The organism is Shewanella dokdonensis (genome assembly GCF_018394335.1).
In the GTDB taxonomy this organism is placed as follows: domain Bacteria; phylum Pseudomonadota; class Gammaproteobacteria; order Enterobacterales; family Shewanellaceae; genus Shewanella; species Shewanella dokdonensis.
The window spans coordinates 266,872-290,253 of record NZ_CP074572.1 but is presented as its reverse complement, the minus strand read 5'-3'; the positions used below and the strand labels follow the sequence as shown (position 1 = coordinate 290,253).

At 50.4% G+C, this 23,382-nt stretch carries 21 protein-coding genes and 5 pseudogenes; 11 read left to right on the top strand and 15 right to left on the bottom strand.

Going from position 1 to position 23,382, the window contains the following annotated elements; all coding sequences use genetic code 11:
* Positions 1 to 37 precede the first annotated feature (37 nt).
* Together KHX94_RS01400 and folX are read right to left on the bottom strand one after the other, a co-directional pair.
* Positions 38 to 927, bottom strand: a pseudogene (locus KHX94_RS01400) (TIGR01777 family oxidoreductase).
* Between the two features lie 68 nt (positions 928 to 995).
* Entirely contained in the window at positions 996 to 1,364 is a 369-nt protein-coding gene (gene folX / locus KHX94_RS01395) for a dihydroneopterin triphosphate 2'-epimerase (RefSeq protein WP_213683291.1), read from the bottom strand.
* Between the two features lie 80 nt (positions 1,365 to 1,444).
* Here folX and KHX94_RS01390 point away from each other — a divergent pair, with 80 nt between their 5' ends.
* Positions 1,445 to 2,524, top strand: coding sequence for an AI-2E family transporter (locus KHX94_RS01390; protein ID WP_213682094.1), 1,080 nt, complete (start codon positions 1,445 to 1,447; stop codon positions 2,522 to 2,524).
* An 18-nt stretch (positions 2,525 to 2,542) separates the two neighbouring features.
* Positions 2,543 to 3,450 (top strand): annotated as a pseudogene (locus tag KHX94_RS01385) (class I SAM-dependent methyltransferase).
* A gap of 2 nt (positions 3,451 to 3,452) precedes the next feature.
* On the opposite strand, the gene KHX94_RS01380 reads toward KHX94_RS01385, so the two are convergent.
* Positions 3,453 to 3,680, bottom strand: coding sequence for a hypothetical protein (locus KHX94_RS01380; RefSeq protein WP_213682093.1), 228 nt, complete (start codon positions 3,678 to 3,680; stop codon positions 3,453 to 3,455).
* Between the two features lie 323 nt (positions 3,681 to 4,003).
* Between KHX94_RS01380 and KHX94_RS01375 the strand changes: the two genes are divergently transcribed.
* From KHX94_RS01375 to KHX94_RS01350, 6 genes and pseudogenes are all read left to right on the top strand, one after another.
* Positions 4,004 to 4,144, top strand: coding sequence for a hypothetical protein (locus KHX94_RS01375; RefSeq protein ID WP_213683536.1), 141 nt, complete (start codon positions 4,004 to 4,006; stop codon positions 4,142 to 4,144).
* A 368-nt stretch (positions 4,145 to 4,512) separates the two neighbouring features.
* Entirely contained in the window at positions 4,513 to 6,420 is a 1,908-nt protein-coding gene (locus tag KHX94_RS01370; RefSeq protein ID WP_213682092.1) for a TonB-dependent receptor domain-containing protein, read from the top strand.
* Positions 6,421 to 6,579: 159 nt separating this feature from the next.
* The gene (locus KHX94_RS01365; protein ID WP_213682091.1) at positions 6,580 to 7,248 is read left to right on the top strand and encodes a TetR/AcrR family transcriptional regulator; all 669 of its coding nucleotides are present in this window, start codon (positions 6,580 to 6,582) and stop codon (positions 7,246 to 7,248) included.
* Positions 7,232 to 8,173: an HlyD family secretion protein gene (locus KHX94_RS01360; protein ID WP_213682090.1), complete on the top strand. Its 942-nt coding sequence runs from the start codon at positions 7,232 to 7,234 to the stop codon at positions 8,171 to 8,173. The genes KHX94_RS01365 and KHX94_RS01360 overlap by 17 nt, the downstream gene beginning before the upstream one ends.
* Positions 8,170 to 9,114, top strand: coding sequence for an ABC transporter ATP-binding protein (locus KHX94_RS01355; RefSeq protein ID WP_213682089.1), 945 nt, complete (start codon positions 8,170 to 8,172; stop codon positions 9,112 to 9,114). The genes KHX94_RS01360 and KHX94_RS01355 overlap by 4 nt, the downstream gene beginning before the upstream one ends.
* Positions 9,104 to 10,233: pseudogene (locus KHX94_RS01350) on the top strand (ABC transporter permease). Before KHX94_RS01355 ends, KHX94_RS01350 begins: the two are co-directional and overlap by 11 nt.
* Positions 10,234 to 10,346: 113 nt before the next feature.
* On the opposite strand, the gene KHX94_RS01345 reads toward KHX94_RS01350, so the two are convergent.
* Both KHX94_RS01345 and KHX94_RS01340 read right to left on the bottom strand, forming a co-directional pair.
* A complete protein-coding gene (locus KHX94_RS01345; protein ID WP_213682088.1) occupies positions 10,347 to 11,105 on the bottom strand; it encodes a COG4705 family protein in 759 nt (252 codons plus the stop codon).
* A gap of 102 nt (positions 11,106 to 11,207) precedes the next feature.
* Positions 11,208 to 11,600, bottom strand: a complete 393-nt coding sequence (locus KHX94_RS01340; protein WP_213682087.1) for a hypothetical protein — start codon at positions 11,598 to 11,600, stop codon at positions 11,208 to 11,210.
* A 252-nt stretch (positions 11,601 to 11,852) separates the two neighbouring features.
* Between KHX94_RS01340 and KHX94_RS01335 the strand changes: the two genes are divergently transcribed.
* Complete coding sequence (locus tag KHX94_RS01335) at positions 11,853 to 12,239, top strand: YybH family protein (RefSeq protein ID WP_213682086.1); 387 nt, start codon at positions 11,853 to 11,855, stop codon at positions 12,237 to 12,239.
* 29 nt (positions 12,240 to 12,268) lie between these two features.
* Here the strand turns inward: KHX94_RS01335 and KHX94_RS20905 are convergent, their stop codons facing one another.
* From KHX94_RS20905 to KHX94_RS01295, 10 genes and pseudogenes are all read right to left on the bottom strand, one after another.
* Positions 12,269 to 12,670: a glucan biosynthesis protein gene (locus KHX94_RS20905; protein WP_280529603.1), complete on the bottom strand. Its 402-nt coding sequence runs from the start codon at positions 12,668 to 12,670 to the stop codon at positions 12,269 to 12,271.
* Positions 12,658 to 13,797: an OpgD/OpgG family glucan biosynthesis protein gene (locus KHX94_RS01330; RefSeq protein WP_280529602.1), complete on the bottom strand. Its 1,140-nt coding sequence runs from the start codon at positions 13,795 to 13,797 to the stop codon at positions 12,658 to 12,660. Before KHX94_RS01330 ends, KHX94_RS20905 begins: the two co-directional genes overlap by 13 nt.
* Before the next feature lie 481 nt (positions 13,798 to 14,278).
* Entirely contained in the window at positions 14,279 to 14,704 is a 426-nt protein-coding gene (locus tag KHX94_RS01325; RefSeq protein WP_213682085.1) for an Hsp20/alpha crystallin family protein, read from the bottom strand.
* A gap of 210 nt (positions 14,705 to 14,914) precedes the next feature.
* Positions 14,915 to 15,717, bottom strand: a pseudogene (gene trpA, locus KHX94_RS01320) (tryptophan synthase subunit alpha).
* A 1-nt stretch (position 15,718) separates the two neighbouring features.
* Positions 15,719 to 16,921, bottom strand: a complete 1,203-nt coding sequence (gene trpB / locus KHX94_RS01315; RefSeq protein ID WP_213682084.1) for a tryptophan synthase subunit beta — start codon at positions 16,919 to 16,921, stop codon at positions 15,719 to 15,721.
* Positions 16,922 to 16,962: 41 nt separating this feature from the next.
* Positions 16,963 to 18,353, bottom strand: a pseudogene (gene trpCF / locus KHX94_RS01310) (bifunctional indole-3-glycerol-phosphate synthase TrpC/phosphoribosylanthranilate isomerase TrpF).
* Positions 18,346 to 19,380 carry an anthranilate phosphoribosyltransferase gene (trpD, locus tag KHX94_RS01305; RefSeq protein WP_213682083.1) on the bottom strand — a complete coding sequence of 345 codons (1,035 nt, stop codon included), beginning with the start codon at positions 19,378 to 19,380 and terminating at the stop codon, positions 18,346 to 18,348. Before trpD ends, trpCF begins: the two are co-directional and overlap by 8 nt.
* Entirely contained in the window at positions 19,373 to 19,975 is a 603-nt protein-coding gene (locus KHX94_RS01300; protein WP_213682082.1) for an aminodeoxychorismate/anthranilate synthase component II, read from the bottom strand. The genes trpD and KHX94_RS01300 overlap by 8 nt, the downstream gene beginning before the upstream one ends.
* Complete coding sequence (locus tag KHX94_RS21640; RefSeq protein WP_425314035.1) at positions 19,972 to 20,433, bottom strand: chorismate-binding protein; 462 nt, start codon at positions 20,431 to 20,433, stop codon at positions 19,972 to 19,974. Before KHX94_RS21640 ends, KHX94_RS01300 begins: the two co-directional genes overlap by 4 nt.
* 11 nt (positions 20,434 to 20,444) lie before the next feature.
* Positions 20,445 to 21,530 carry a chorismate-binding protein gene (locus KHX94_RS01295; RefSeq protein ID WP_425314034.1) on the bottom strand — a complete coding sequence of 362 codons (1,086 nt, stop codon included), beginning with the start codon at positions 21,528 to 21,530 and terminating at the stop codon, positions 20,445 to 20,447.
* A 334-nt stretch (positions 21,531 to 21,864) separates the two neighbouring features.
* Here KHX94_RS01295 and rnm point away from each other — a divergent pair, with 334 nt between their 5' ends.
* Together rnm and KHX94_RS01285 are read left to right on the top strand one after the other, a co-directional pair.
* A complete protein-coding gene (rnm, locus tag KHX94_RS01290) occupies positions 21,865 to 22,725 on the top strand; it encodes an RNase RNM (RefSeq protein WP_213682081.1) in 861 nt (286 codons plus the stop codon).
* Positions 22,722 to 23,342, top strand: a complete 621-nt coding sequence (locus KHX94_RS01285; RefSeq protein WP_213682080.1) for an L-threonylcarbamoyladenylate synthase — start codon at positions 22,722 to 22,724, stop codon at positions 23,340 to 23,342. The genes rnm and KHX94_RS01285 overlap by 4 nt, the downstream gene beginning before the upstream one ends.
* The last annotated feature ends 40 nt before the right edge of the window (positions 23,343 to 23,382 follow it).

Genomic DNA, 23,382 nt, shown 5'->3' with positions numbered 1-23,382 from the left:
GCGCCAGCGTGGCTTCCGCTGGGTCATTCATTTGCGACTAGAACAGATCTGCTAGCGCCTGTTCCAGCTTGGGAAATTGAAAGTGAAAGCCTTCATTCATCGCTTTAGTTGGGATCACGTACTGACCTTTTATCAACAGTTCTGCCATTTCACCAAACAGCAGTTTCAGCACAAACGCTGGCACGGGCAGTACTGCTGGTCGCTGTAATGCGCGTCCCAGCGCGCGGGCAAACTCAGCATTGCTCACCGGGTAAGGGGCTGTGGCGTTATAGATCCCTTGCGTTTGCGGATGATTCAGTAAAAACAGCAGCAATTCAATTAGATCGACCAAGTGGATCCAGCTCATTCCTTGCTGACCATCAGCGATGGGGCCGCCGAGTCCGACTCGAAATGCTGGCAGCATTTTTGCCAGCGCTCCACCTTTCGCGGCCAATACGATGCCCGTGCGCACAATACACACGCGGGTCGCGCTTGATTGCGCCACTAATGCACGCCGTTCCCACTCGGCACAAATATAGTGGCTGAATTCCTCTTGTGGTGTGGCGTCTTCGTCCAGTAGCGTGTCATCCTGACTGCCGTAATAGCCGATGGCTGAACCACTGATAAAACATCTGGGGGCTGACTGGACGCTTTTATCAGACTACTGAGCCTGGAGGTAATATCCCAACGGCTGCGGCAAATCCGTTGTTTCTGCAATTCGCTCCAGCGTTTACCCACAATTGGTTCACCTGCCAGATTGATCACGGCATCAATGCCATTAAGATCCTGCAAGCCATCAAGTGATGGCAGGTATTCATGATGTAGCCCCAGTTTTTGTCTGGCGAGCAAGGGATTGCGGCTGATAATCAGCAGTTGATGTTCCGGTTCGAGACTTGCCACCAATGCGGTACCAACCAATCCAGTGGCGCCGGTAATCAGTATCTTCATTGCTCCTCCGCTGAGATGCCACACTGTCTATGCTGATTATAGAATTGCGTGGTGAAACTGCTGATAAATCAATTTGGCCGTTGCCAACTCAGTTGTAATGACACTGAGTCGGCAAAACGCAGGGCATGCGGTTTATCTACTTCTACCGTGGCATATTCGACCCAAGGATGTTCACTGGCAATTTCCAGAATTTTGCCAGTCAGATGTTCCAGCAGCGAAAACCGATTATCCTCTACCAAGGCGATAATGGCTTTGGTAATCGTGCGATAATTGAGCGCATGTTCCATAGCATCGGTTTGGCTGGCTTTCTCGGCACAGTAATGGATGGTCACATTAATGATCACATCCTGACGGTTGTTGATCTCTTCATCCTTGATACCAATAAAAGTGCGCAATCTGAGATTTTTAATGCGTATAATAGCCAATTCTGGATTCATCATGTGATTACTTATTGTTTGATTTGCAGTTTTATCTAAAAGATTAGCAACTTTATCTGGGAACAAGAAGGATTTTAGCAATGCCGCAATCATACGGTCCGTCAATGGCGTTACGCACCTTTGCCTTAATGGCGTGCATGGTAGTGGTGCTGGCGGGAATAAAAGCCGCGGGCAGTATTGTGGTGCCATTTGTGTTGTCCGTTTTTATTGCGGTGATCTGTACCCCTGCGATTGCGGTGATGACGCGTCATCGCCTTCCTCGCTGGCTGGCGGTGTTGTTGTTGATGGCTTTGATTGTGCTCGCCGGTTTATGGTTGGCGTCAGTGGTGGGCGGGTCAATCAACGAATTTTCTAAACAGTTACCTGTCTATCGAGCACAGTTGGTTGAGCAGTTTTCTTGGGTGCTGGATAAACTGCAACAGTTCAACATTCAGATCTCTAAAGATAAGGTTTTAGCCTACTTTGACCCTGGAATGGCCTTGTCTTTGACCACTAATACATTGTCGAGCGTGGGCAATGTGATGGCCAATTTGTTGCTGATTATTCTGACCATAGTATTCATGTTGTTTGAAGCAGAGTCATTGCCACGTAAGCTGCATATGGCATTAAACGACCCAGATATGCGGTTATCGCAAATAGACCGCTTCTTGCATTCTGTGAACCAATACATGGTGATTAAAACGCTGGTGAGTTTGGCAACTGGCGCTATTGTGGGTATCGGTTTGTGGCTGATGGGGGTTGATTATCCCTTGTTGTGGGCCGTGGTTGCCTTCCTGTTTAACTACATTCCCAATATTGGTTCCATTATTGCGGCGTTACCAGCAGTGTTACTGGCATTTGTACAGCTAGGGCCAACCGGAGCCGGTGGTGTGGTACTGCTGTATTTGGCGGTGAACATGGTGATGGGCAATCTGGTGGAACCCCGTTTTATGGGGCGCGGCTTAGGCTTGTCGACGTTAGTGGTATTCCTGTCGTTAATTTTCTGGGGATGGCTGTTGGGGTCGGTGGGTATGTTACTTTCTGTTCCGCTGACCATGATTGTGAAAATTGCCTTAGAGTCAGGTGAAGGCAGCCGTAAGTTAGCGATATTGTTGGCCGATGATGCCAGTGCCTTTGCCGCTGATAAGGTTGAAAACAGCGCCAATGTTGATAAAGAGTAAAAGGACATCATAACCAATATGCAGTTGTTATTGGATGCTATCTCGCAATTAACGTTACCCAGTGATGCCGCGCGTTTGTTTCATGGGCGTGGTGGTCTGTATCCCGGCTGTGAGCACTTGAACTTAGATTGGTATGCGCCGGTACTGTTGCTGACATCCTTTAAGCCGCTTGCTGAGGCTGAGTTACAACGCTTCACACAGGCGCTGAGTCAGCGATTAGCGGTGTTGCAGTCTCCATGTAATCTGGTCTATCAATATCGCGCCAGCAACCAGACTGAAACCCGTTTGCTGTGTGGCGAGGTGCCAGAGCCGCACCTAGTTACCGAGAATGGTTGCCGCTTTCAGGTGCACTTGTTAACAGGGCAGAACCACGGATTATTTCTGGACATGGCAAATGGTCGGGCGTGGGTGAAAGCGCATGCGGCGCAGTGTAAGGTACTGAACTTATTCGCTTATACCTGTGGTTTTTCTGTTGCCGCAATGGCGGGCGGCGCGGATGAAGTGGTCAATATCGACATGAGCAAAGGCGCATTGGCCATAGGCAAGCAAAACCATCTGCTGAATGATATGCTGCTGGCGTGCGTTTTCTTGGGCACGACATTTTTAAATCCTGGGGTAAGTTGAAAAAACTCGGACCTTATCAACTAGTTATTGCCGATCCACCAAGTAACCAAAAGGGTAGCTTTGTTGCCACCAAAGACTATTTACGATTATTAAGGCATCTGCCGGAATTATTGAGCCCAGGTGCCAACGTGTTGTTGTGTCTCAATGCCCCTGAGCTGGATCGCGCCTTCCTGCAAACACAGGTGGCTGAGGCGGCACCGCAGTTGACCCTGTTATATCAGCTGGAGAATCCTGCAGTGTTTGCTGACCGCAATCCAGAAAAAGCGTTGAAGGCGTTGGTCTATCGTTTTGCGGCTGAGTGACGTCAGTAACGCAGGTTATCGGGCACTATGCTCTGACTGTCACTTTCCAATAAAGAGGCAATGCTGGCGGCATCGGCATGGGTCATCGCGAAAAATTGAAATATCAGCCGATCTTGTACATCTAGCGGCAGATGAATGCGTTCCATAAACATCCGCATCCCCAGAATATCGCCACTGCCGATCAACCCCGCCAGTGTTCGTGCTTCCATGTCTAACAGATGATTCATCATTCAGTCTCCCAATCGACCATTGATAATTATATAAGCAATAGCAGATATACATGACGACCGATGGAATAAATTGCTTTAAAAGTGAGCGCTGTCAGATCCGAAAAGTATTATTTTAGATGATATTTATGAAAGTATTACGGATTTTAATTACTTAAAATTTGCTTTTTTGTACATTATTACGGGTTAAATCGTTAATTTTAACTTTCTTAAATGAAACTAAATTGTAATATTTGGGGCGATGGCAGTATAATCTCATTGCCAGTGTACTCTCCGACGTGCCGTGTTATGTCATTGTCACTGGTAATAACTGCGAGGTGGCTGTGATGCAGACTGACTCACCAATGCTCGATGACACCGGAGATTTTATGGATCTGCACGAATATCAAGATGCTTATTATCAGATACAGGACGAAGTGATTGACTCTTTGCCAGTACAAGCCGACGAAGAATTCTTTCTCGATTAATGTGCAACGGTTGCATCGTTTCTGAAAATAACCCCTTCACACCTTGAGGGGGTTATTTTTTGCGGTGACGCCACGATTATTCCCCATCTATAACGCTTACTTCTGTACTGTTAATGGCCGCCGTTTGTGCGGGATTAATACTCCTCGCTGGTCTTTGTGTATTGGGTAATAACGACACGTAAAAACGGGTTAGACATGAGCTCAATCACATTAACAAAATAACAACACAAATAATAATTAATATCATTTATAAAAATTAATTTAATATGTTATCGTTCCCAAAAGTCTGATGGTGTTGTTGAAAAAATATTCAGCATTTCAGCAAGATAACTTTTGTACTGCAAGTACGGAATTCAGGGGGAATGAACATGCAAAAAGCGGTAGCTGCACAGGTGTTAAGCGTTCTGGCATTAGCGGTCAGCAGCCAACTCTGGGCTGATGATGGTGAGATGGAGCGCCTGGTGGTGACGGCCAGTGCCAAGGATCAACAGTTGAGTACCGCGCCGGCGTCAATTTCTGTGATTGATGCTGACGAAATCAAGTTACTGCCAGTAAAAGATCTCGGTGATGTATTGCGCTCAAGCGTCGGGGTTAGCGTTAATACCGGGACTGGTGGTCGCAACGATATCTATATCCGTGGCATGGGCCAGGGGTATGTGTTGATGCTGATTAACGGCAAACGCGTGTCTTCTTCCAATGGTCTGTGGCGTGGTGGCAACTTTGATATCACCGCCATTCCCGTTGATGCCATCGCTCGTGTTGAAGTGGTGCGTGGCCCAATGTCAGCGCTTTATGGTTCAGATGCCGTGGGTGGCGTTATTAACGTCATTACCAAACAGGCGGATGAACATTGGGATCTGACTTTTGATACCGAATACAGTGCGATGACCGATGGTGATGGTGGCGATCGCACTCGCTCCAACCTGTTTGGTACGGGGAAACTGACTGACACCCTTGGCATGATGTTCACCGCCGAAAAAGCGGATCAAGACACCTGGAATAACGATGAACTGACCTCTGGTTACGATTCTATCGAAGAACGTAATACCAAAAAACTGTATACCTCCTTCAACTGGCAAGTGGCTGACAATCAGACGTTAGACTTAGATTATCAATATGATAATGACAAAGTGCCAATGACCAGTTATTCGGCCACCGCCCAACGTGAGCAAAAAATTGAACGTAATACTTTCAGCCTGACCCATAAAGGTGAATGGGATTGGGGCGGCAGCGAGCTGCTGGCTTATCGCGAAAAATCCAAGATGTACGACTACAACACCCAGTATCGTTTGCAGCCGCCTTTGGGCCGCAATATAGCGGAAACCAATACCATTTTCCGCGGTACTGCGTTTTTCTCGGCACTGGCTCAAGACTGGACTGTGGGCGGGGAATATCACAAGACTGAGGTCGATGACCTAGTGCAATATCCTGTCACGGGTGGTGACAGCACAGAACAACATTCGCTATTTATTCAAGATCAATTGGATTTTCTGGAACAGTTTAGTTTGACTTGGGGCGGCCGCTACGATGATAACCAGGATTATGGCTCGCGTTTTAGCCCCCGTGCCTATCTGGTTTTCGATGCAGAAAACGGCCTAGTCGTTAAAGGTGGTGTCGGCACGGCATTTCGCGCACCATCCTTGTTTGAGTCTTCCCCAACCTTTGCCTCTGTTAGTTGTGGGGGCGCTTGTAACCTGACGGGCAATCCAGATCTAGAGCCTGAAACCAGCGTCAACTATGAACTGTCGGCAATGTGGAGCCAACAGCGTTATGAGTTGTCCGCGACCCTTTATCATAACCGGGTGAAAGATTTAATCACGGTAGGTGCCTGGGATCGCGTCAGTCCAACACGTACTTACTATAACGAAGACAAGGTGACGTTACAGGGGCTTGAGCTGACGGGCAGCGTTGATTTAACCGAAGATCTCAGCCTTAAAGGTAACTATAGCTATCTCGATACCGAGACAGGTACTGGTGAAGAACTCACCGGTCGGCCGCGGCAGACGGCTAATCTCAAGCTTGATTGGCATGTAACCGATGCCTTTATGTTGTACGCCTCTGGTAACTACTACGGTTCCCATCTCAACAGCAGTGCTGAACGCAAAAGTGGTTATACGTTGCTGGACTTAGGTGGCAGTTACCAGTTCAACGAACATGTGAAATTCCGTGCCGGTGTGACTAATGTGACTAACGAAGAACCGGCCAAAGATGACGAGGACTCAGAAATCATCCTGCCGGGGCGCGCCGTTTTTGTGGGGCTAAGTCTGAGCCTGTAACGCGTTTAAATGTGTTTAGCGGTCATCGGCAGCCATGCTGCGATGGCCGTTTTTGTTTACAGCAATTCTACATCATGATTGTTCTTGCTGAATTAAAGTCCCTGCCTAATCCGGTGTTGTTGGCTATATTCATCAGTAGATGAATTTAAGGAGTACACCATGCCAGCCAAACCGGGAAGACCCAAAGGTGATCCACAAACCCGTGCCGCATTGGTCAATGCTGCCAGAGCGTGCTTTTTACACAATGCCTATGAACGGGTGTCAATTCGCGAACTTGCTAGACGGGCCAAGGTGGATGCCGCCATGATCCGCTATTACTTTGGTTCCAAGGCGGGTTTGTTTGAAACCATGGTGCGAGAAACCATCGCGCCGGTAGCACAGATACTTAAACACAATCTCAGCTGTGAACTGCATTCGCCAGAGGAGCTGATGCAGGCTTACTACCAGATGATGGCCGCAAATCCGGCTTTACCGCGACTCATTTTTCAGGTGCTGAATAATCAGCACAACAATGAGGTGTTTTCGATTCTGGCCGGGGTATTTAGCGAAATGCTGGGCAACGCTTCTGGTTGGGTGCAGCAACTGGCCGCACGCGGACAACTAAACCCCACACTGGAGCCACAACTTGTCCGCCTCAGTTTTCTCAGCCTGATGGTGTTCCCGCTGATCGCGCCCAAACTACTGATGCAGGAATTTGACTTTGAATTAACCGATAAGTGGCTGACGAAACTGCTCAATCATAACCGGATTGTGATGCGTGAAGGCTTATTCAATTCAGATAATCTGCCACCCAGCGAACTGGGAGTGAATCATGAATTACAAAAATAGTTGGTGGTTGGTGTTACTGTTTTTGGGGGCTTGTTCGGGTGGCGAGGATGGGCGCGCCATGGGAACGCTGGAACGAGACCGGATGGTGTTATCGGCACCGGTAGCGGAACAGATCAGCGCCATTATGGTGACCGAAGGGCAGCAGGTACACGCGGGTGAGTTGTTATTGCAACTGGATAATCGCAGTGCCAGCGCAGTCGTGGCGCAACGGCGCGCCAGCTTGGAACAGGCCAGAGCGAAACTGCTGGAGTTACAAACAGGTGCCAGAAATGAACAATTGGCGGCGGCTGAAGCGGCAATGCAGGCGGCCAAAGCACAAGCGGAGGATGCCGCCAAGCAATATCGCCGCGCACAGGAGTTGTATCACGCACAAATGATAGGTAAAGCAGAGCTGGACTCAGCCACCGCTCTGAAAAACCAGACTCAGGCACTTACCGAACAGGCGCAGCAGCAGTGGCTAGAATTGAAAAACGGAACCCGCAGTGAGCAACTAGCTCAAGCCCAGGCTCAGGTTGATGAAGCGGCCGCGGCTTTGGCTGCGGCTGAAAAATCGTTGGCCGATCTTAGCCTTAAAGCACCGCGGGATGGCGAAGTGGACATTCTGCCGTGGAAAAGCGGCGATCGGGTTGCCGCAGGGGTGCAATTGGTGACCTTATTGGCGTCCGATCGCGCCTATGCGCGGGTGTATCTGCCGCAAACGGCCTTGGCACAGGTACATCGTGGCGCGAAAGTGCAGGTGTGGCTGGATGGTTACTCGCAACCGTTTAGCGGCACCGTCAGCAATATTCGCAGTCAGCCAGCCTTCACGCCCTATTTTGCGCTGAATGAGCGGGACCGGGCGCGGCTGATGTATCTCACTGATATTGATTTACCAGGCGCTGCTAGCCTACCTGTGGGGATCGCGCTGGAGGTGCGATTACCATGACCGAAGCCGCGATCTCTCCTGCAACTGAGGTGGCCATTAGTGCCAAAGGATTAACCCGGCGCTTTGGTGAGCTGGTGGCCGTCAATCAGTTGGATCTGACCATTGCCAAAGGCACTATCTATGGCTTTCTTGGCCCCAACGGCTGCGGCAAGTCTACTGCAATTCGGCTGCTGACTGGCTTACTGGAACCCAGTGCTGGCGAGGTAACTGTGTTGGGGCAAAGGCTGCGAGGTCATGAAGAGTCGCTCAAAAGTCGCATCGGTTACATGACACAGAAGTTCTCACTGTATGACAACTTGTCAGTACTGGAAAATCTTAAGTTTGTTGCCGCGATTTATGGCGTCAAGGGGCGGCAAGGTCGTGACCGAATTGATGAATTGTTGCAGCAGTATGGGCTGGCGCCCCGGCAGCAACAGCTGGCAGGCACGATGAGCGGTGGGCAGAAGCAACGCTTGGCGCTGGCCTGCGCGACGTTACATCGTCCAGAACTGCTGTTTCTTGATGAACCGACCTCCGCGGTTGATCCACAAAACCGCCGTGATTTCTGGGAGCAACTGTTTGATCTCTGTGCCGCAGGCACCACCATTTTGGTGTCTACCCATTACATGGATGAAGCAGAGCGCTGTCACCGCTTGGCGATTATGGAGCACGGCATCAAACGCGCCGATGGTACGCCCAGAGAGTTGATGCAGTCGATGGGGGCTACGGTTATTGAAGTTAGTGGTGAGGGGCTGCGTCAGCTTAAACAGCAACTGACTGCCCAAGCTGCGGTTATTTCGGCATCACAGGCAGGCAGCCGTTTGCGGGTGCTGGTGAAAGATCAGCAACAAGATCCACTTGGCCTGTTGCGGCCTTGGTGCGTGGCACATCAATTGGAGATAGTTCGCCCCAGTCTGGAAGATGTGTTCGTGACTTGTACCGGAGGCCGCCATGTGGGCTAGATTACTGGCTATCATCACCAAGGAGTTGAAACAGCTGGCGCGTGATCGCATGACCTTCGGCATGATAGTGATGATCCCACTGTTACAACTGGTGCTGTTTGGCTATGCCATCAATACCGATGTGCGTCATGTGCCAGCGGGGTTGTTGACCTCAGTCAGAACAGTTACAGCCGGGCATTATTGCAGGCATTATCCGCCTCGCAAGTGGTGGATTTTAGCCACAGCTACCGCTCCGCTGCTGCGGCAGAACGAGCGATCACCAATGGTGAAGTGAAAGCCGTGTTATATCTGCCAGCAGATTTTGGCGAGCGTTTAGTCAATCATCCGGCATTTGACAGTCGGCGGGAACGTTCGGCGCTGACCCGCCCCGTTGCTCAATGGTTGGTGGACGGCTCAGATACCATGGTGGCCGCCACCATCCGAGCACTTCGTACCATGCCATTAGATGAAGTGGCTAACCGGAGCGTCAGTGCCGTGGTGCCAACATTTGAAGTGGTGGAGTACTTTAACCCTGAGCAGCGTTCCGTGGTGAATATTGTGCCAGGACTGCTGGCGGTGATACTGACCATGACCATGATTATGTTTACGTCTGCCGCCATTGTGCGCGAACGCGAGCATGGCAATATGGAATTTCTGATTGCTACGCCAGTAAAACCATTAGAACTGATGTTAGGTAAAATCATTCCGTATGTGCTGGTGGGGTTAATCCAGGTGGCTATCATTCTCAGTGTCGGTCATTGGGTTTTCGCCGTGCCGATCCGTGGTGGACTCGATTCCTTGTTATTGGCGTCACTGCTGTTTATCTGCGCCAGTCTGACGCTAGGACTGGTGATCAGCACCATTGCCCAGACCCAGTTGCAAGCGATGCAGATGACGGTATTTGTGCTGATGCCATCAATTCTGTTATCGGGTTTTATGTTCCCCTATGAGGCGATGCCGCAAGCGGCACAGTGGATTGCTGAGGCGCTGCCAGCGACCCATTTTATGCGGATGGTGCGCGGTGTGGTACTGCGTCAAGCAGAGGTCATGTCATTGGGCAAAGATGCACTGTGGTTATTGGGTTTTACCTGCGTTGGCGTATTGATCGCTTCAAAGCGCTTCCATAAACGGCTGGGATAGTGGTTTTGCTCTCGGTATTTTCAGGGTATTACTGAAATAACATGGTTATCAGCTTGCCAGAGTGACCGGCGGCGGAAGTTTCACCACGTATGCCGACTAAAACTGCGCTTGGGTCAATGCGTCTTCAAGGCTGCTCGTTGTGGCAGCAGGATAATGAGTAACAGCATACTGGTTAATAACGCCGCAGAGGCTGAATAGCGGCTGAGTTCCAGCCCTCCCTGGGCCAGTGGTTTATCTAGGAAATCTCCGACAACCGCACCTAACGGGCGTGTCAGTACAAATGCGGCCCAGAATAATGCGGTACGCGATATGTGACTGAAATAGGCCAGCAACACAATGAACAGTAATAAGCCACTGAAAACTCCGGCAGCAAACAGATACCCTAAATCGGTACTATCTGCTGTCCAGTCACCAAGGGCTGTGCCCAGTGTCTGTGAAAACATGATGGTCAACCAATAGAAAAGCTGCGCCTTCGTGTTGCTGACAGAGGTAATATCAATCGTTCCGAGTAGTCGTTGCCAGCAAAATAACGTAAGTCCTAACAAGGTGAGTAGCAACAAGCTCCCACCGCCATAACCAATACCCAGTGAGCGGGTAGCAAAATCGGCTAAGGTGGTGCCCACGGTAGTTGATGCCAGAATGGTGGCCCAATAGCGCAACGGCTGAAAATCCGTAGCCCGGATCTGCCATAGCACCATAGCGACGAACAGCAACATAAACAGGGCACTGCTAATGAGATAGCCCAGAGCCATCGACATGGAAACAGCATCGCCCCCGGTTTCGCCGAGGGTCGTCGCCAGAATCTTAATGATCCAGAACCCCAAAGTCACCGCAGGGACTTTGATCAGTGTTGCTTGGGTTGTGCTATTCATCACAAGGTCTCCCCATTAAGTCTGCGAGGTTCTGCTGACTGGCTGGTATTGGTCGTGCGGCGCTTCCATCATAAAAGTGCGATGAGAAAGCATTCTTGCCATTTAAAAACGCAATGCCAAATTAACGCCAAAATAATGCCCTGTTTCACCATCTTTATGGACTGTGGGAGTGAGTAGATAGTGATCCGTGCTATAACTGCCAATCAGCGCCCCGACAGCAAAACAACTGGCATCAAGCAAGGCTTCCCCGGCGGTATTATCACCCACGGCAAATTCACGAAACTCTTCCAACGTACTGACGGCGGTTGGCAGCCAGAAGCCATTCTGGGCACGATCCTGTTGCGGTAAATAATGACCACTTAACGCGGTGACTGCACCCGCAGTGAACAGACCACCCGCAAAATGCCCCAGTTCACTGTTTAAACTTGAATTGCCGTTGGCATGCGCCTGACAGCAGCACAGCAATAATCCACTGATAACTAATCCTGTTTTCATGATGATGCCTTCCGTTAGTGAGCGCATTTGCTCTTTCATTACCCACTTATCGCGTGCTATCCACGGCGCAGCCTATGCTGGATAAACTACAGTCTGCTTGAGCGTTATAGTGAATCTAGCCTTGGTATTCTTAACGGAGAGTTAAGGGGAGCATTTGTGTGGCACCGAGCGTACTGCCAGAGATTTGTGCTATTACAAGCCTTGCCGTTAATATGTTGCAACAATGAGTCTGCTTAATTAATGGAGATTGCCGTGGCTCAACATCCGGTTGAACAACAGATTGCACAGGCGGATAAGGCGATAATGGCCGAAGATTTTGATACCTTGATGCAGTTTTATGCAGCAGATGCGTTACTAGTGGTTAAACCCGGTATGAACGCCATTGGTAAGGCCCAGATCCGTAAAGCCTTTGAAGCCATCGCCGGCTATTTTGAGCATTCATTACAAGTCACACAGGCCGGAATGGTGTTGCTGCCTGCGGGAGATACTGTGCTGGCGTTAGCACGAACAATGGTGAGTGCGAATAACCTGCCAGCAACTGAGCGGCAAGCGACCTACGTGTTCCGGCTGATTGACGGACAATGGTTGTGTGTGATTGATAACTCCTATGGGCACGCCTTGTTAACGGCAACCGCTTAAAACAACGCCGGCAAATGCCGGCGTAATATTTATTTCAGATGACCTGCGTTATGCAGTTGCCGCTGATCTTTTGGCGGCGGATTCCATTGATACAGCCAGGTTTCTGACAAGGGTTGTCCATCCGCCTCCAGATACAGGCGAATATTGATAGGATCTGTGCTGTCGTCTGGCGGCACCAGATCAAACATGGCGCGATAACCATCAATAGCATGTAGTGGTCTTGCGGATTCAATTTCTGTACGGCCTCGAGACACTGAAATCACCGCTTTCACTTCGGCATCCTTACTGAGCATTGGCAGCGAGCCCCCGGCAAAATCCACCACGAAACGCTTACTGTAATAAGGGCGTTTTTTGCCTATCACGCCACCAATACCGGTGAAGGTATCCACCACCCTCGCTTTGGGCGATTGTTGGGGCGCTACGCCCCCCAATACATGTTGTAGCTGAACAATAGTTCCTGACCGGCTTCTACCGGTTGTGCCGGATTCCAGAATGCCACTATGTTATCGAAGGTTTCATCCAAGGTCGGGATTTCCACCAGTTGTACAGAACCTTTGCCCCAGTTGCTGGTGGGTTCAATCCATAGACTCGGACGTTTTTCATAGAAGACGCCGTCGTCCTGATAATGATCAAAGTTGCGGTCACGTTGCAACAGACCAAAGCCCTTAGGATTGTCATCGCTATAGGCGTTAAAGCGTAATTCAGCCGGATTATTTAACGGACGCCAGATCCATTCACCAGTGCCTGTGTGCATTGCCAGACCATCCGAGTCATGGATCTCTGGGCGCCAATCATAGTCAGTACGGCGATCGTTTTCGCCAACCATATACATACTGGTTAATGGGGCAACACCAAGCCGCTCGATGGCTTTACGGGGATAGATAGCCGCATCAACTTTTATCTTTAATCTGGCTCCGGGCTGGATATCAAACCGATAGGCACCGGTGACACTGGGGGAATCCATCAAGGCATAAACAGTGGTCACATCCGCATTATTTTTAGGATGCTCCAGCCAGAAGTCCGTAAACATCGGGAACTCTTCTGGGTGATCCATCGCGGTATCTACGGCCAATCCCCGAGCAGAAAGCCCATACTGCATCTCCTGACCGACAGCCCGAAAATAACTGGCGCCAAGGAAGGCGATAACATCGCGTTCCCAGTCAGTGTGAAACTGCATTCTGAACCCGGCAAAACCAAGATCTTTCGGAAGGGCTTTACCGTCAACCTTGGACTTGCCGTAGTCGAACATTGCCGATGAATACTTGATAGGCGAGGCTTTGCCATCTTGCAGTTCGTACATCTGTACCGGCGTATCAAAATACAAGCCAAGGTGGAACAGCTCGACTCGGAAATTCACCTCGTCGTTGCGCCACAGCGCCGCCTTTTTCTTGAAATGCAGTTGTTGATAATCATCCCAGTCCAGATGTTTAAGACTTTCTGGCAGTTCGCCTTTGTGGCTGACATAGGGCTGTGTTGCCAGATTGCGAGCATGGCCCTTGAGCCAGGCATAGCTAAAATTTTCATCTGCTGGTGGGGATGCTGCACACCAACGGCGCAAGCCGATAAACTCAGCAGCACACCACAGGACATTAATATACTGCGGGTAAATTTTAGCGCCCGCTGCCGTCGGCCTGGCGCTGTGCTGTTTTGGCCTGTACGGTCGATGAACCGTAGATTTTCCATACTTTCTTTTGCAGACAATAAGTTGAATTGCATAAGCAGACTCTGAGTTAGGTAACTTTCCGGTATTTCCCGCCTGGGCGGGTTCCTTACGCTATAGGTTACAGGTAATGACCAAACCTGTGGAGGTGCAGTCTAGGCAACTTTCGCCATAATCTGCATAAAAATCAGTACGCCAGAATCTAGCACATTTTTGTCACAAAGAAATGCCATGACTGGGTTGGGTTCAGGAAAAAAGCTTTGGCATCAGCATTGTAAATTACTATGGGTAAATATTGTTATTTTGTAACCGTTAACTGAATTGAAATATAAAAAAAGCCACCTCGTTAGAGGTGGCGACAGGTTGGGAAGAGCTAAACTTAGTGGATATCAATCTGATGTTTGGTATCGGCTTTCACTGCAGTTTTCGGCAATGTCAGATACAGCATGCCATCGTTGAACTTCGCATCAATGGCATTTTCGTCCACATTGTCCGGCAACTGAAAGCGACGGACAAACTGGCCGTAATAACGTTCGGTCAGATGCTGTTTGTCATCTGTATGTTCATGCTTACGTTCACCGCTGAGTACCAGACAGCCATCTTCAATGTTGAGGCTGATATCTTCTTTCTTCATTTCCGGTAACTCTACTTTCAACAGATAATTGTTAGCATTTTCGCTGATATCTGTTGCCGGCAACCAATGGCGTTCGCCTGCCATAAATGGGCTAGGCCAGTTCACCAAAGAGCCAAAGCGGCTGAACAGGTTGTCGAATTCTTCTGCAGGATTCCAAGGACGTAATTTCATATGACCTCCTTATGTGTTGTTATCCCAAGTTGATTCAACATTGCGGTAATTCTCGATTACCTGCTTAGTAATATGGTAGCGCAGGATGATTTTTCAAGGACAAAACCATAATTTTTTTATGGTATTTGTGCATAAAAGGCGTGGGCTTATGGCAAATGAAAAAGGCAGGAATCATCCTGCCCTTTGCGGTTGTTATTGCGCGCTGAGTGTTCAGGCGGCGGCTTTCATCGCTTTCACAAATGCCCCAAGTTTTTCCAGCATCACCTTAGGGTTATCTAGGTTGGCCGCAATAATCTTGACTATCGCAGAGCCGGAGATCGCACCCGCCGCACCGGCCTCAATGGCCGCGGTTACCTGTGCAGGCTCGGCAATACCAAAGCCCAGCAGTGGCGGTGGTGCGTCAAATTGCTTCAACATATCCAGAATTTCATGTATCGGCATGCCTGCGGCGTTATCTGCGCCAGTAACGCCAGCACGTGATAGCAAGTAAGTGTAGCCTTCGCCATTGTTGGCAACTTGGGTCAAGGTATCGGCATCGGCATTCGGTGGCGCGATAAAGATAGGGGCAATGCCAACACTCTTGGCCGCCGTAACAAAGGGGCGGATTCTTCGACGGGTACATCGGCAACCAATACCGAATCGATACCTGCGGCTTTGGCGCGCTGATAAAAATTCAGTACCCCATTGGCATACACCAGATTGGCATAAAGCAACAGACCAATGGGAGTGTCTGGGTGTTTAGCGCGGATTTGACTGATCATTTCAAAACAGCGGCTAGGGGTGGTGCCATTGTGGAGTGCACGCAGGTTTGCGCCTTGGATCACCGGGCCATCGGCCAGCGGATCTGAAAACGGAAAGCCCAGTTCCAGACAATCGGCACCGTTGGCAATAAGTGTGTCGACAATTGCCAGCGACTGCTCAGGATTGGGATCCCCCAGCGTCACGAAAGGCACAAAGGCGCCGCGTTTTTCTTTGGCAAGCCGGGCAAAACAGTGTTGATAGCGTTCGCTCATTTTAAGCCTCCTGGCTGGCTTCGCGGGCGGCCAGTATGTCTGAAACGGTAAAGATATCTTTGTCACCACGACCGGAAAGATTCACCACCAAGAGGGTGTCATCGCTGCATTCTTTGGCGTAACGCAGGGCGTAAGCGACCGCATGAGCGGACTCCAGCGCCGGAATAATACCTTCATGTCGCGCTAACAGCTGGAAGGCTTCCAACGCTTCGTCATCGGTCGCCGATTCATAATTGGCGCGTCCAGAAGCGTAAAGATAGGCGTGTTGAGGCCCTACAGATGGAAAATCAAGGCCAGCAGAGATGGAATAGGATTCTTCAATCTGTCCCTCTTTATCCTGCATTAAAGGCGATTTCATGCCAAAGAAAATCCCGGTCTTGCCGTGACGCAATGGTGCACCGTGCATATGGGTTTCAATGCCTTTACCGGCGGGTTCGACCCCGATCAGTTTAACGGTTGGCTCATCAATGAAATCCGCAAACATACCGATAGCATTGGAACCCCCACCCACACAGGCGATTACCGCATCCGGTAAACGGCCTTCTCTTTCCAGCATTTGGCGTTTGGTTTCTTCGCCGATCATTTTCTGGAATTCTCTGACAATGGTCGGGAACGGATGTGGTCCGGCGGCGGTACCTAACAGGTAATGGGCTCGTTCATAACTGCCGGACCAATCACGCATGGCTTCGTTACAGGCGTCTTTCAGAGTGGAGGAACCCGCGTGCACCGGGATCACTTCAGCGCCCATTAAACGCATGCGGAACACATTGGGGCTTTGGCGTTCAACGTCTTTGGCCCCCATATAAATCCGGCATTTGAGTCCTAGCAACGCGCAGGCGAGGGCAGTCGCTACCCCATGTTGACCCGCACCGGTTTCGGCGATGATTTCATTTTTGCCCATGCGTTTGGCTAGCAACGCCTGCCCCAGCACCTGATTGGTTTTATGGGCGCCACCATGCAACAGATCTTCCCGCTTTAGATAGATTTTCACCTTAGGGTTGGGTGACAGATTGCGGGTCAGCGTTAAGGCGGTTGGGCGCCCGGCATAGTTCTTCAGCAGGTCGTGAAACTCTGCTAAAAAAGCTTTATCTTCACGTGCTTCGACAAATGCCCGTTCCAGTTGTTTTAGGGCCGGCATCAGGATTTGCGGCACATACATGCCGCCATATTCCCCAAAATAGGGGTTGAGTAACATCTCGCTCATACTATTTCCTTGCAGCGGCGTTGCCGCCGTCAAACGGGTGATTACGCTCTGACGGCTGCCAGTACGTCGTAAATTTTATCGCTGTCTTTGATCCCCGGCGCGACTTCAACACCAGAGTTGAAATCCAGGCCGAAGAATCCCTGTTTTGCCGCGTCTGCCGCGTTATCTGGCCCTAACCCTCCGGCCAGCATTGCTTCATGCTTGCGGGGCAGCGGTTGTTGCCAGTCAAAAACCTTACCTGTGCCGCCAAAGCTGGCACCACTCTTACTGTCATAAAGTAGTCTGTCTGCAAATTGCGGTAGCGCCGAGATAACCGTCTCTTCCGTGGTACTAACGGCGATGGCTTTCCAGATCTCAGTGGTGGTCATGCCTGCGTTATCGAGTGCCTGCCGCAGTTTTTCCAGCATTTTGTCATCTTCGCTGCCATGCAGTTGCACGGCGCTGAGTTGTAGCTCGGCCGCGATAGTGGCCATCTCGGCCACGGGAGCATCAACAAACACACCGACTAGCTGTAGCCGCTGCGCTTGCTGGCGGTTGTTGGCGGCCAGCTCACGCGCTTGTTCTAAGGTGACTTTGCGGGAAGAGTGTGGCGCAAAAATCAGTCCGCCATATACCGCGCCAGCATCGGCCGCAGCATGAATATCGCTATCGCGGGTCAGACCACAGATTTTATGGTGACCGAAAATCAGTTTACGGCAGGCCAGATCCAGATCTGCCTCGGCCATCAGTGAACTGCCCACCAAAAACCATTCACCAAGGGGCTAGCTGCCGGACATCGGCATGGGTATAAATGCCGGATTCGCTGATGACTAGCATTTCCGGTGGCAGTTTCGGTGCCAATCTTTCCGTGGCAGCGATGTGAGTGGTCAAGTCCCGTAGATTACGGTTGTTGATCCCCACCAGCGGCGCATTCAGTGCGATTGCCCGGTGCAGCTCATCTTCGTTCGATACCTCAGTGAGAATATCCAGCTTGTATTTAGCGGCTTCTGCGGCCAGTTGCCGATATTGCACGTTATCCAACACGGATAACATCAGCAGAATGGCATCAGCGCCCTGATGTGCCGCCAGTTTCACCTGATAGGGCGAAATAAAAAATCTTTGCACAAAATTGGCTGGTCTATCTGGCTGCGTACCTGGGGAATAAAATCAAAATCGCCCTGGAAAAACTGTTCATCTGTCAGCACTGACACGGCACTGGCATAGTGACGATAAACCGCAGCAATGGCTTGCGGATCAAAGTCACTACGGATCAGCCCTTTGGACGGACTGGCCTTTTTGCACTCCAGAATAAAACTGGCTTTGGGTCCACTGAGGGCGCGATACAGACTGCGGTGTGAGATTTGTGGCCGCAGGCTGGCTTCAGGAAAGCGCAATTGCAGTTGGGCTATATGATCTTTTTGCTGTCGACAATGCGAGTTAACACATTACTCATTGGTCGTCGTCTCCCGTTGACTGCCCGCCGCCAGTTGCTGTACTAAAGCAGCACCGCGGCCAGAGTCAAGTGTTTGCAGCGCCAGCGCTGTTGCTGCTCGTACATCTTCTGCTAGCCCGCTGATATAAAGGGCGCAGGCGGCATTGATGGCAACAGCATGGCGCTGGGCAGTGGTACCTTTACCATTGAGCACTGCCAAGGTAATGGCAGCATTCTCCGCCGGGGTGCCGCCTTCCAGCGCTTCAATCGTCGCGGCGTCAACACCAAAATCGGCAGGCGTAAGGCAATATTCTATTATCTTGTCGTCCTTTAGTTCAGCAACCAAGGTTTCACCGTGAAGTGCTACTTCATCCAAACCGGCACCGTGCACAACCATGGCACGTTTTACGCCAAGTGCCTGTAACACGCCGGCAATAGGACGCACCAATTCTGGACGGTAAACACCAAGCAACATGTAATCTGGGCGAGCGGGGTTTATTAACGGGCCTAGCACGTTAAACAAGGTGCGGGTTTTGAGTGCCTGACGCACCGGTACCGCATGACGAACACCGCCATGATAGTGAGGCGCGAACAGAAAACAGATCCCTAAGTCGCTGAGACAATGTGCGGCAGTCTCAGGGGACATAGTGAGCTTTATTCCCAGCGCTGACAATAGGTCTGATGCCCCGGATTTGCTGGAAACTCCACGATTACCATGTTTGGCCACTTTGGCCCCCGCAGCCGCCGCGACAAAGCATGCCGTTGTGGATATATTGATAGTGTTATGGCCATCACCGCCGGTGCCAACAATATCGATAACGCCGTTACCACTGACCGGAAAAGGTTTGGCCGCCGCTAACAAGGCATCGGCTGCGCCGCTGATTTCATCAATGGTTTCGCCCTTGATTTTTAGCGCAACCAACAGTGCAGAGATGGCCGCTTCGCTGAGTTCTCCTGCAATCAATGGGGTAAACAGCGCCTGAGCTTGGCTGCGACTGAGCGACTTACCCGCGTAAAGCTGTTCCATTAATGGTTGTATATCAGACATTGGTGACCTCTCTGCTGCTGGATGTCAGATACTGTAGGGCTTGCACCAACAGCGTACTGCCTTGCGTGGTAAGTATGGATTCTGGGTGAAACTGAAAGCCGACAGACGCATGTTCACGGTGTTGTATCGCCATTGGCATGCCATCGAAACTGGCGATAACCTCTAGGCAATCGGGCACTTGGGTGGCTACTAATGAGTGATAACGGGCGACCGATAACGGCGATGGCAGTCCGCTAAACATGCCTTGGCCATTATGTGTCACTGGGCTGGCCTTGCCATGAACAATCTGTTCGGCGCGGCCAACTGTACCGCCGTAATATTCTACTAATGCCTGATGGCCGAGGCAGATCCCTAGGATTGGAAGTTTGCCGGCAACTTTGCCTATCAGCGCCAACATACAGCCAGCCTCTGCCGGAGCGCCTGGCCCCGGAGACAATACGAGTGCCGCTTGCGCAGGTTCTGCGAGCATCAGTGTTGCTAAATAGTCAGCACTGATATCGTTACGATAGATGACAACTTCAAAGCCGAGGCTGCGGAATTGGTCTACTAGGTTGTAGGTAAAAGAGTCAAAATTATCCAGCAGGTAGATTTTCACAGTGCGCCTCCCATTTTGATCGCGCTGATAACGGCTTGCGCTTTTTGGCGTGTTTCTTCAGCTTCGGCCAGTGGTTCAGAGTCATACACCACACCAGCACCTGCTTGGATATAAGCAACGTCATTGCTGACAAAGGCTGAGCGGATGACGATACAGGTATCCATGTCACCCAAACCGTTGATGTAACCTACTGCGCCGCCATAGCTGCCGCGGCGTTTTTGCTCTACTTCACGGATCAGTTGCGCAGCGCGTACCTTGGGCGCGCCCACTAAAGTACCCATATTCATGCAGGCTTGATAGGCGTGTAGCGCATCTAGATCTTGCCGTAACTGACCCGTCACGCGGCTGACTAGGTGCATCACGTGGGAGTAACGATCGACTTTCAATAAGTCGGAGACTTTACGACTGCCACTGGCACTGATGCGGGCAATGTCATTGCGCGCCAGATCAACCAGCATGATGTGTTCGGCTAACTCTTTTTGTCGAGTCTGAGTTCCAGTTCTATGCGGCCATCAAGATCGGCATCTATGTTGCCGTCAATGTCTTTGCCGCGTTTGCGGGTGCCGGCGATGGGGTACATCTCTACTTGGTTACTCTGGGTTTCATATTTCACCGCGCTTTCAGGCGATGCGCCAAACAGGGTGAAATCAGCGGCGCGCAGATAAAACATATAAGGGCTGGGATTGGTGAGTCGCAGTGCCCGGTATGCTCCTAGCGTGTTGGGGCAGGGCAAACTGAAACAACGGGACGGTACTATCTGGAAAATATCACCGGCACGGATATGTTCCTTAAGTTGCTCAACTTGGGCGCCATATTGAGCATCACTGATATTAGCCTCAACCTCAGCATGCACCCCTTTAAGCTGGGGAATTTCCTGTTGCTGTTGGCAAAGCTCGGTGATCTCCACCACTCGTTGCTGTAGCTTTTTGCTAACTTGACTGTCTTTGGTAAAGGCATGGCTGATCACTTCGGCATGCTGGCGTTGGTGATCGACGATGATCAGCGTTTCTGCCAGATAAAATAAGTAGTCAGGACAATGGTTGTCGCTGTTTGCGACATCAGGCAATGGCTCAACGGTGGCAATCAGGTCATAACCTAGCACCCCACCGAGGAACAACCCCTCAAAACAACTGCTGCCTTGCATCTCTATGCCTTGTTGCAGTAGGCGCAGACCTTCAAGTGGTGACAGCGCTTTGAGCCGGGCATCTTCATCCAGCTCACCACTCACTTTACTGAAGCTAACAATCACCAAGCGGTTGCTTTCGCTGACCTGTGCTAAGGGTTTGAAATAACTGGCAATAGCGGGTAACAGTGCAGCGCCATTTTCAGAAAGGGCATTGAAACTGACGGTTTGTCCCATACAGGTGATGCTTAGCGCCGCATGGGTGAGAATGATACTTTTAAGATGGTCTTTGCTGTCTATTTCGGCAGATTCTAGCAGCATGGTATGCGGCCGGTTTTCGGTCAGTTGTTGATATAGTCGTAGCGGATCGTCCTGGTAAGGTAAGGGGCTACGGCTGTAATTGACCGTGGCGATTGGCTTAAGTCTGCTCATTATGTTGATCCTGTGTTGCCTGGTATTTACCTGCTGCGGATATTCTTGCTTCAGAAACGCAAGAAGCCCGCATTTTGCGGGCTTCTTCGTTGAATCTTGCTGTTTCGTTTAGTTACAGCGCTTCACACCACCCGCGTTAAGGGGAGTGCCACCACCATACGATGTTGAGAGAAGCGATGTTAAACATAACGAAATATTCCTGTTCAGTGATTGCCCTATAGAAAACCGCAGACGGCAATTAATGTCAACGAATTATTCACAATTTTTTGGAAATAATCTTGGGTGTTAATAAGATAAATCGCTTTTGCCCGGCAAACTCAAGTACAATAAGCAAATGATTACTGAACAAACCTGTATCGATCTACATTGCCACAGCACCGCCTCTGACGGGGCTTTGTCGCCATCAGATGTAGTGGCAAGAGCCATTAACAACGGTGTTGATGTATTGGCCATCACCGATCATGACACTATTGCTGGCGTGGCAGCCGCCAAGCGCTTTAATCAGCAGCAGCCACAACCCTTGCAACTGGTGAACGGCGTAGAGATCTCTACCCGCTGGCATGCCTACGATATCCATATTGTTGGGCTGGCATTTGACTGTGAGCATCCACCGCTATTGGCTTTTTTGGCACAGCAACGGCAGTTACGAGAGTTGCGGGCGCAGGAAATTGGTCAACGACTAGAAAAAGCAGGAATTACCGGAGCTTATGAAGGCGCTAAAATGCTGGCTGGTGATGCAGCGCTCAGCCGCGGACATTATGCCCGTTATTTGGTTGCCGCTGGGGTAGTTGATGATATCAGCAAGGTATTCAAGCGCTATCTGGCCCGAGGTAAAACCGGCTATGTACCTAATAACTGGGGCGATATGCAGACAGCGATTGCGGCGATCCATGCCGCCGGTGGTATCGCCGTGCTAGCACACCCAAGCGGTTATCAACTTAAAGGCAAATGGTTGAAAAAGCTGGTTCGAGAATTCAAAGAAGCCGGTGGCGAAGCTATGGAAGTGGTTATGGGGCAGCAATCCCCAGACGACCTGGTGCAATTAGCGCAGTTAGCCAATCTCAATGGCTTGAAGGCTTCTGTGGGCAGTGACTTTCATTTCCCTGGTCGCTGGTTAGAACTCGGCAAAAATTTACGCCGACCCAAAGGGTTAGACTGGGTGTGGCAAACAGAGCAATGGACAGTTAAACAATGAGTCAGTTTTTTTATGTGCATGAGGTTAATCCTCAACCGCGGTTGATCAATCAGGCGGTAAATATCCTTAAAAATGGCGGTGTTATCGTTTATCCCACCGATTCTGGCTATGCCTTGGGTTGCATGATAGGTAACAAAGATGCCATGACTCGTATTGCCCGGATCCGTCAGTTGGGGGATAACCATGAGTTTACCTTAGTATGCCGCGATCTTTCAGAATTGTCCACTTACGCACGGGTGGATAATCAGGCATTCCGCTTACTGAAAAATAATACCCCAGGGCCTTATACCTTTATCTTTAAGGCAACCAAAGAAGTACCTCGGCGGTTACAGAATGAGAAAAAACGCACCATTGGTATTCGCGTGCCAGACAATGTGATTGCGTCTGCTTTGCTAGCAGCGCTTGGCGAGCCATTGATGTCGACCACACTGGTTCTCCCCGGTAACGATGTGGCCGAGTCTGATCCAGAAATGATCCGTGATGAACTGGAACACCAGGTCGATGCCATTGTGGCTGGCGGTTATCTCGGTGAAAAGCCCACCACTGTGATTGATATGTCAGAAGACACCATTGAAATCGTGCGTGAAGGTGCGGGTGATATAACGGCGTTTCTTTAACCGATATTAGTCGTTATAATCGCGCGCTCGATGCGCCACC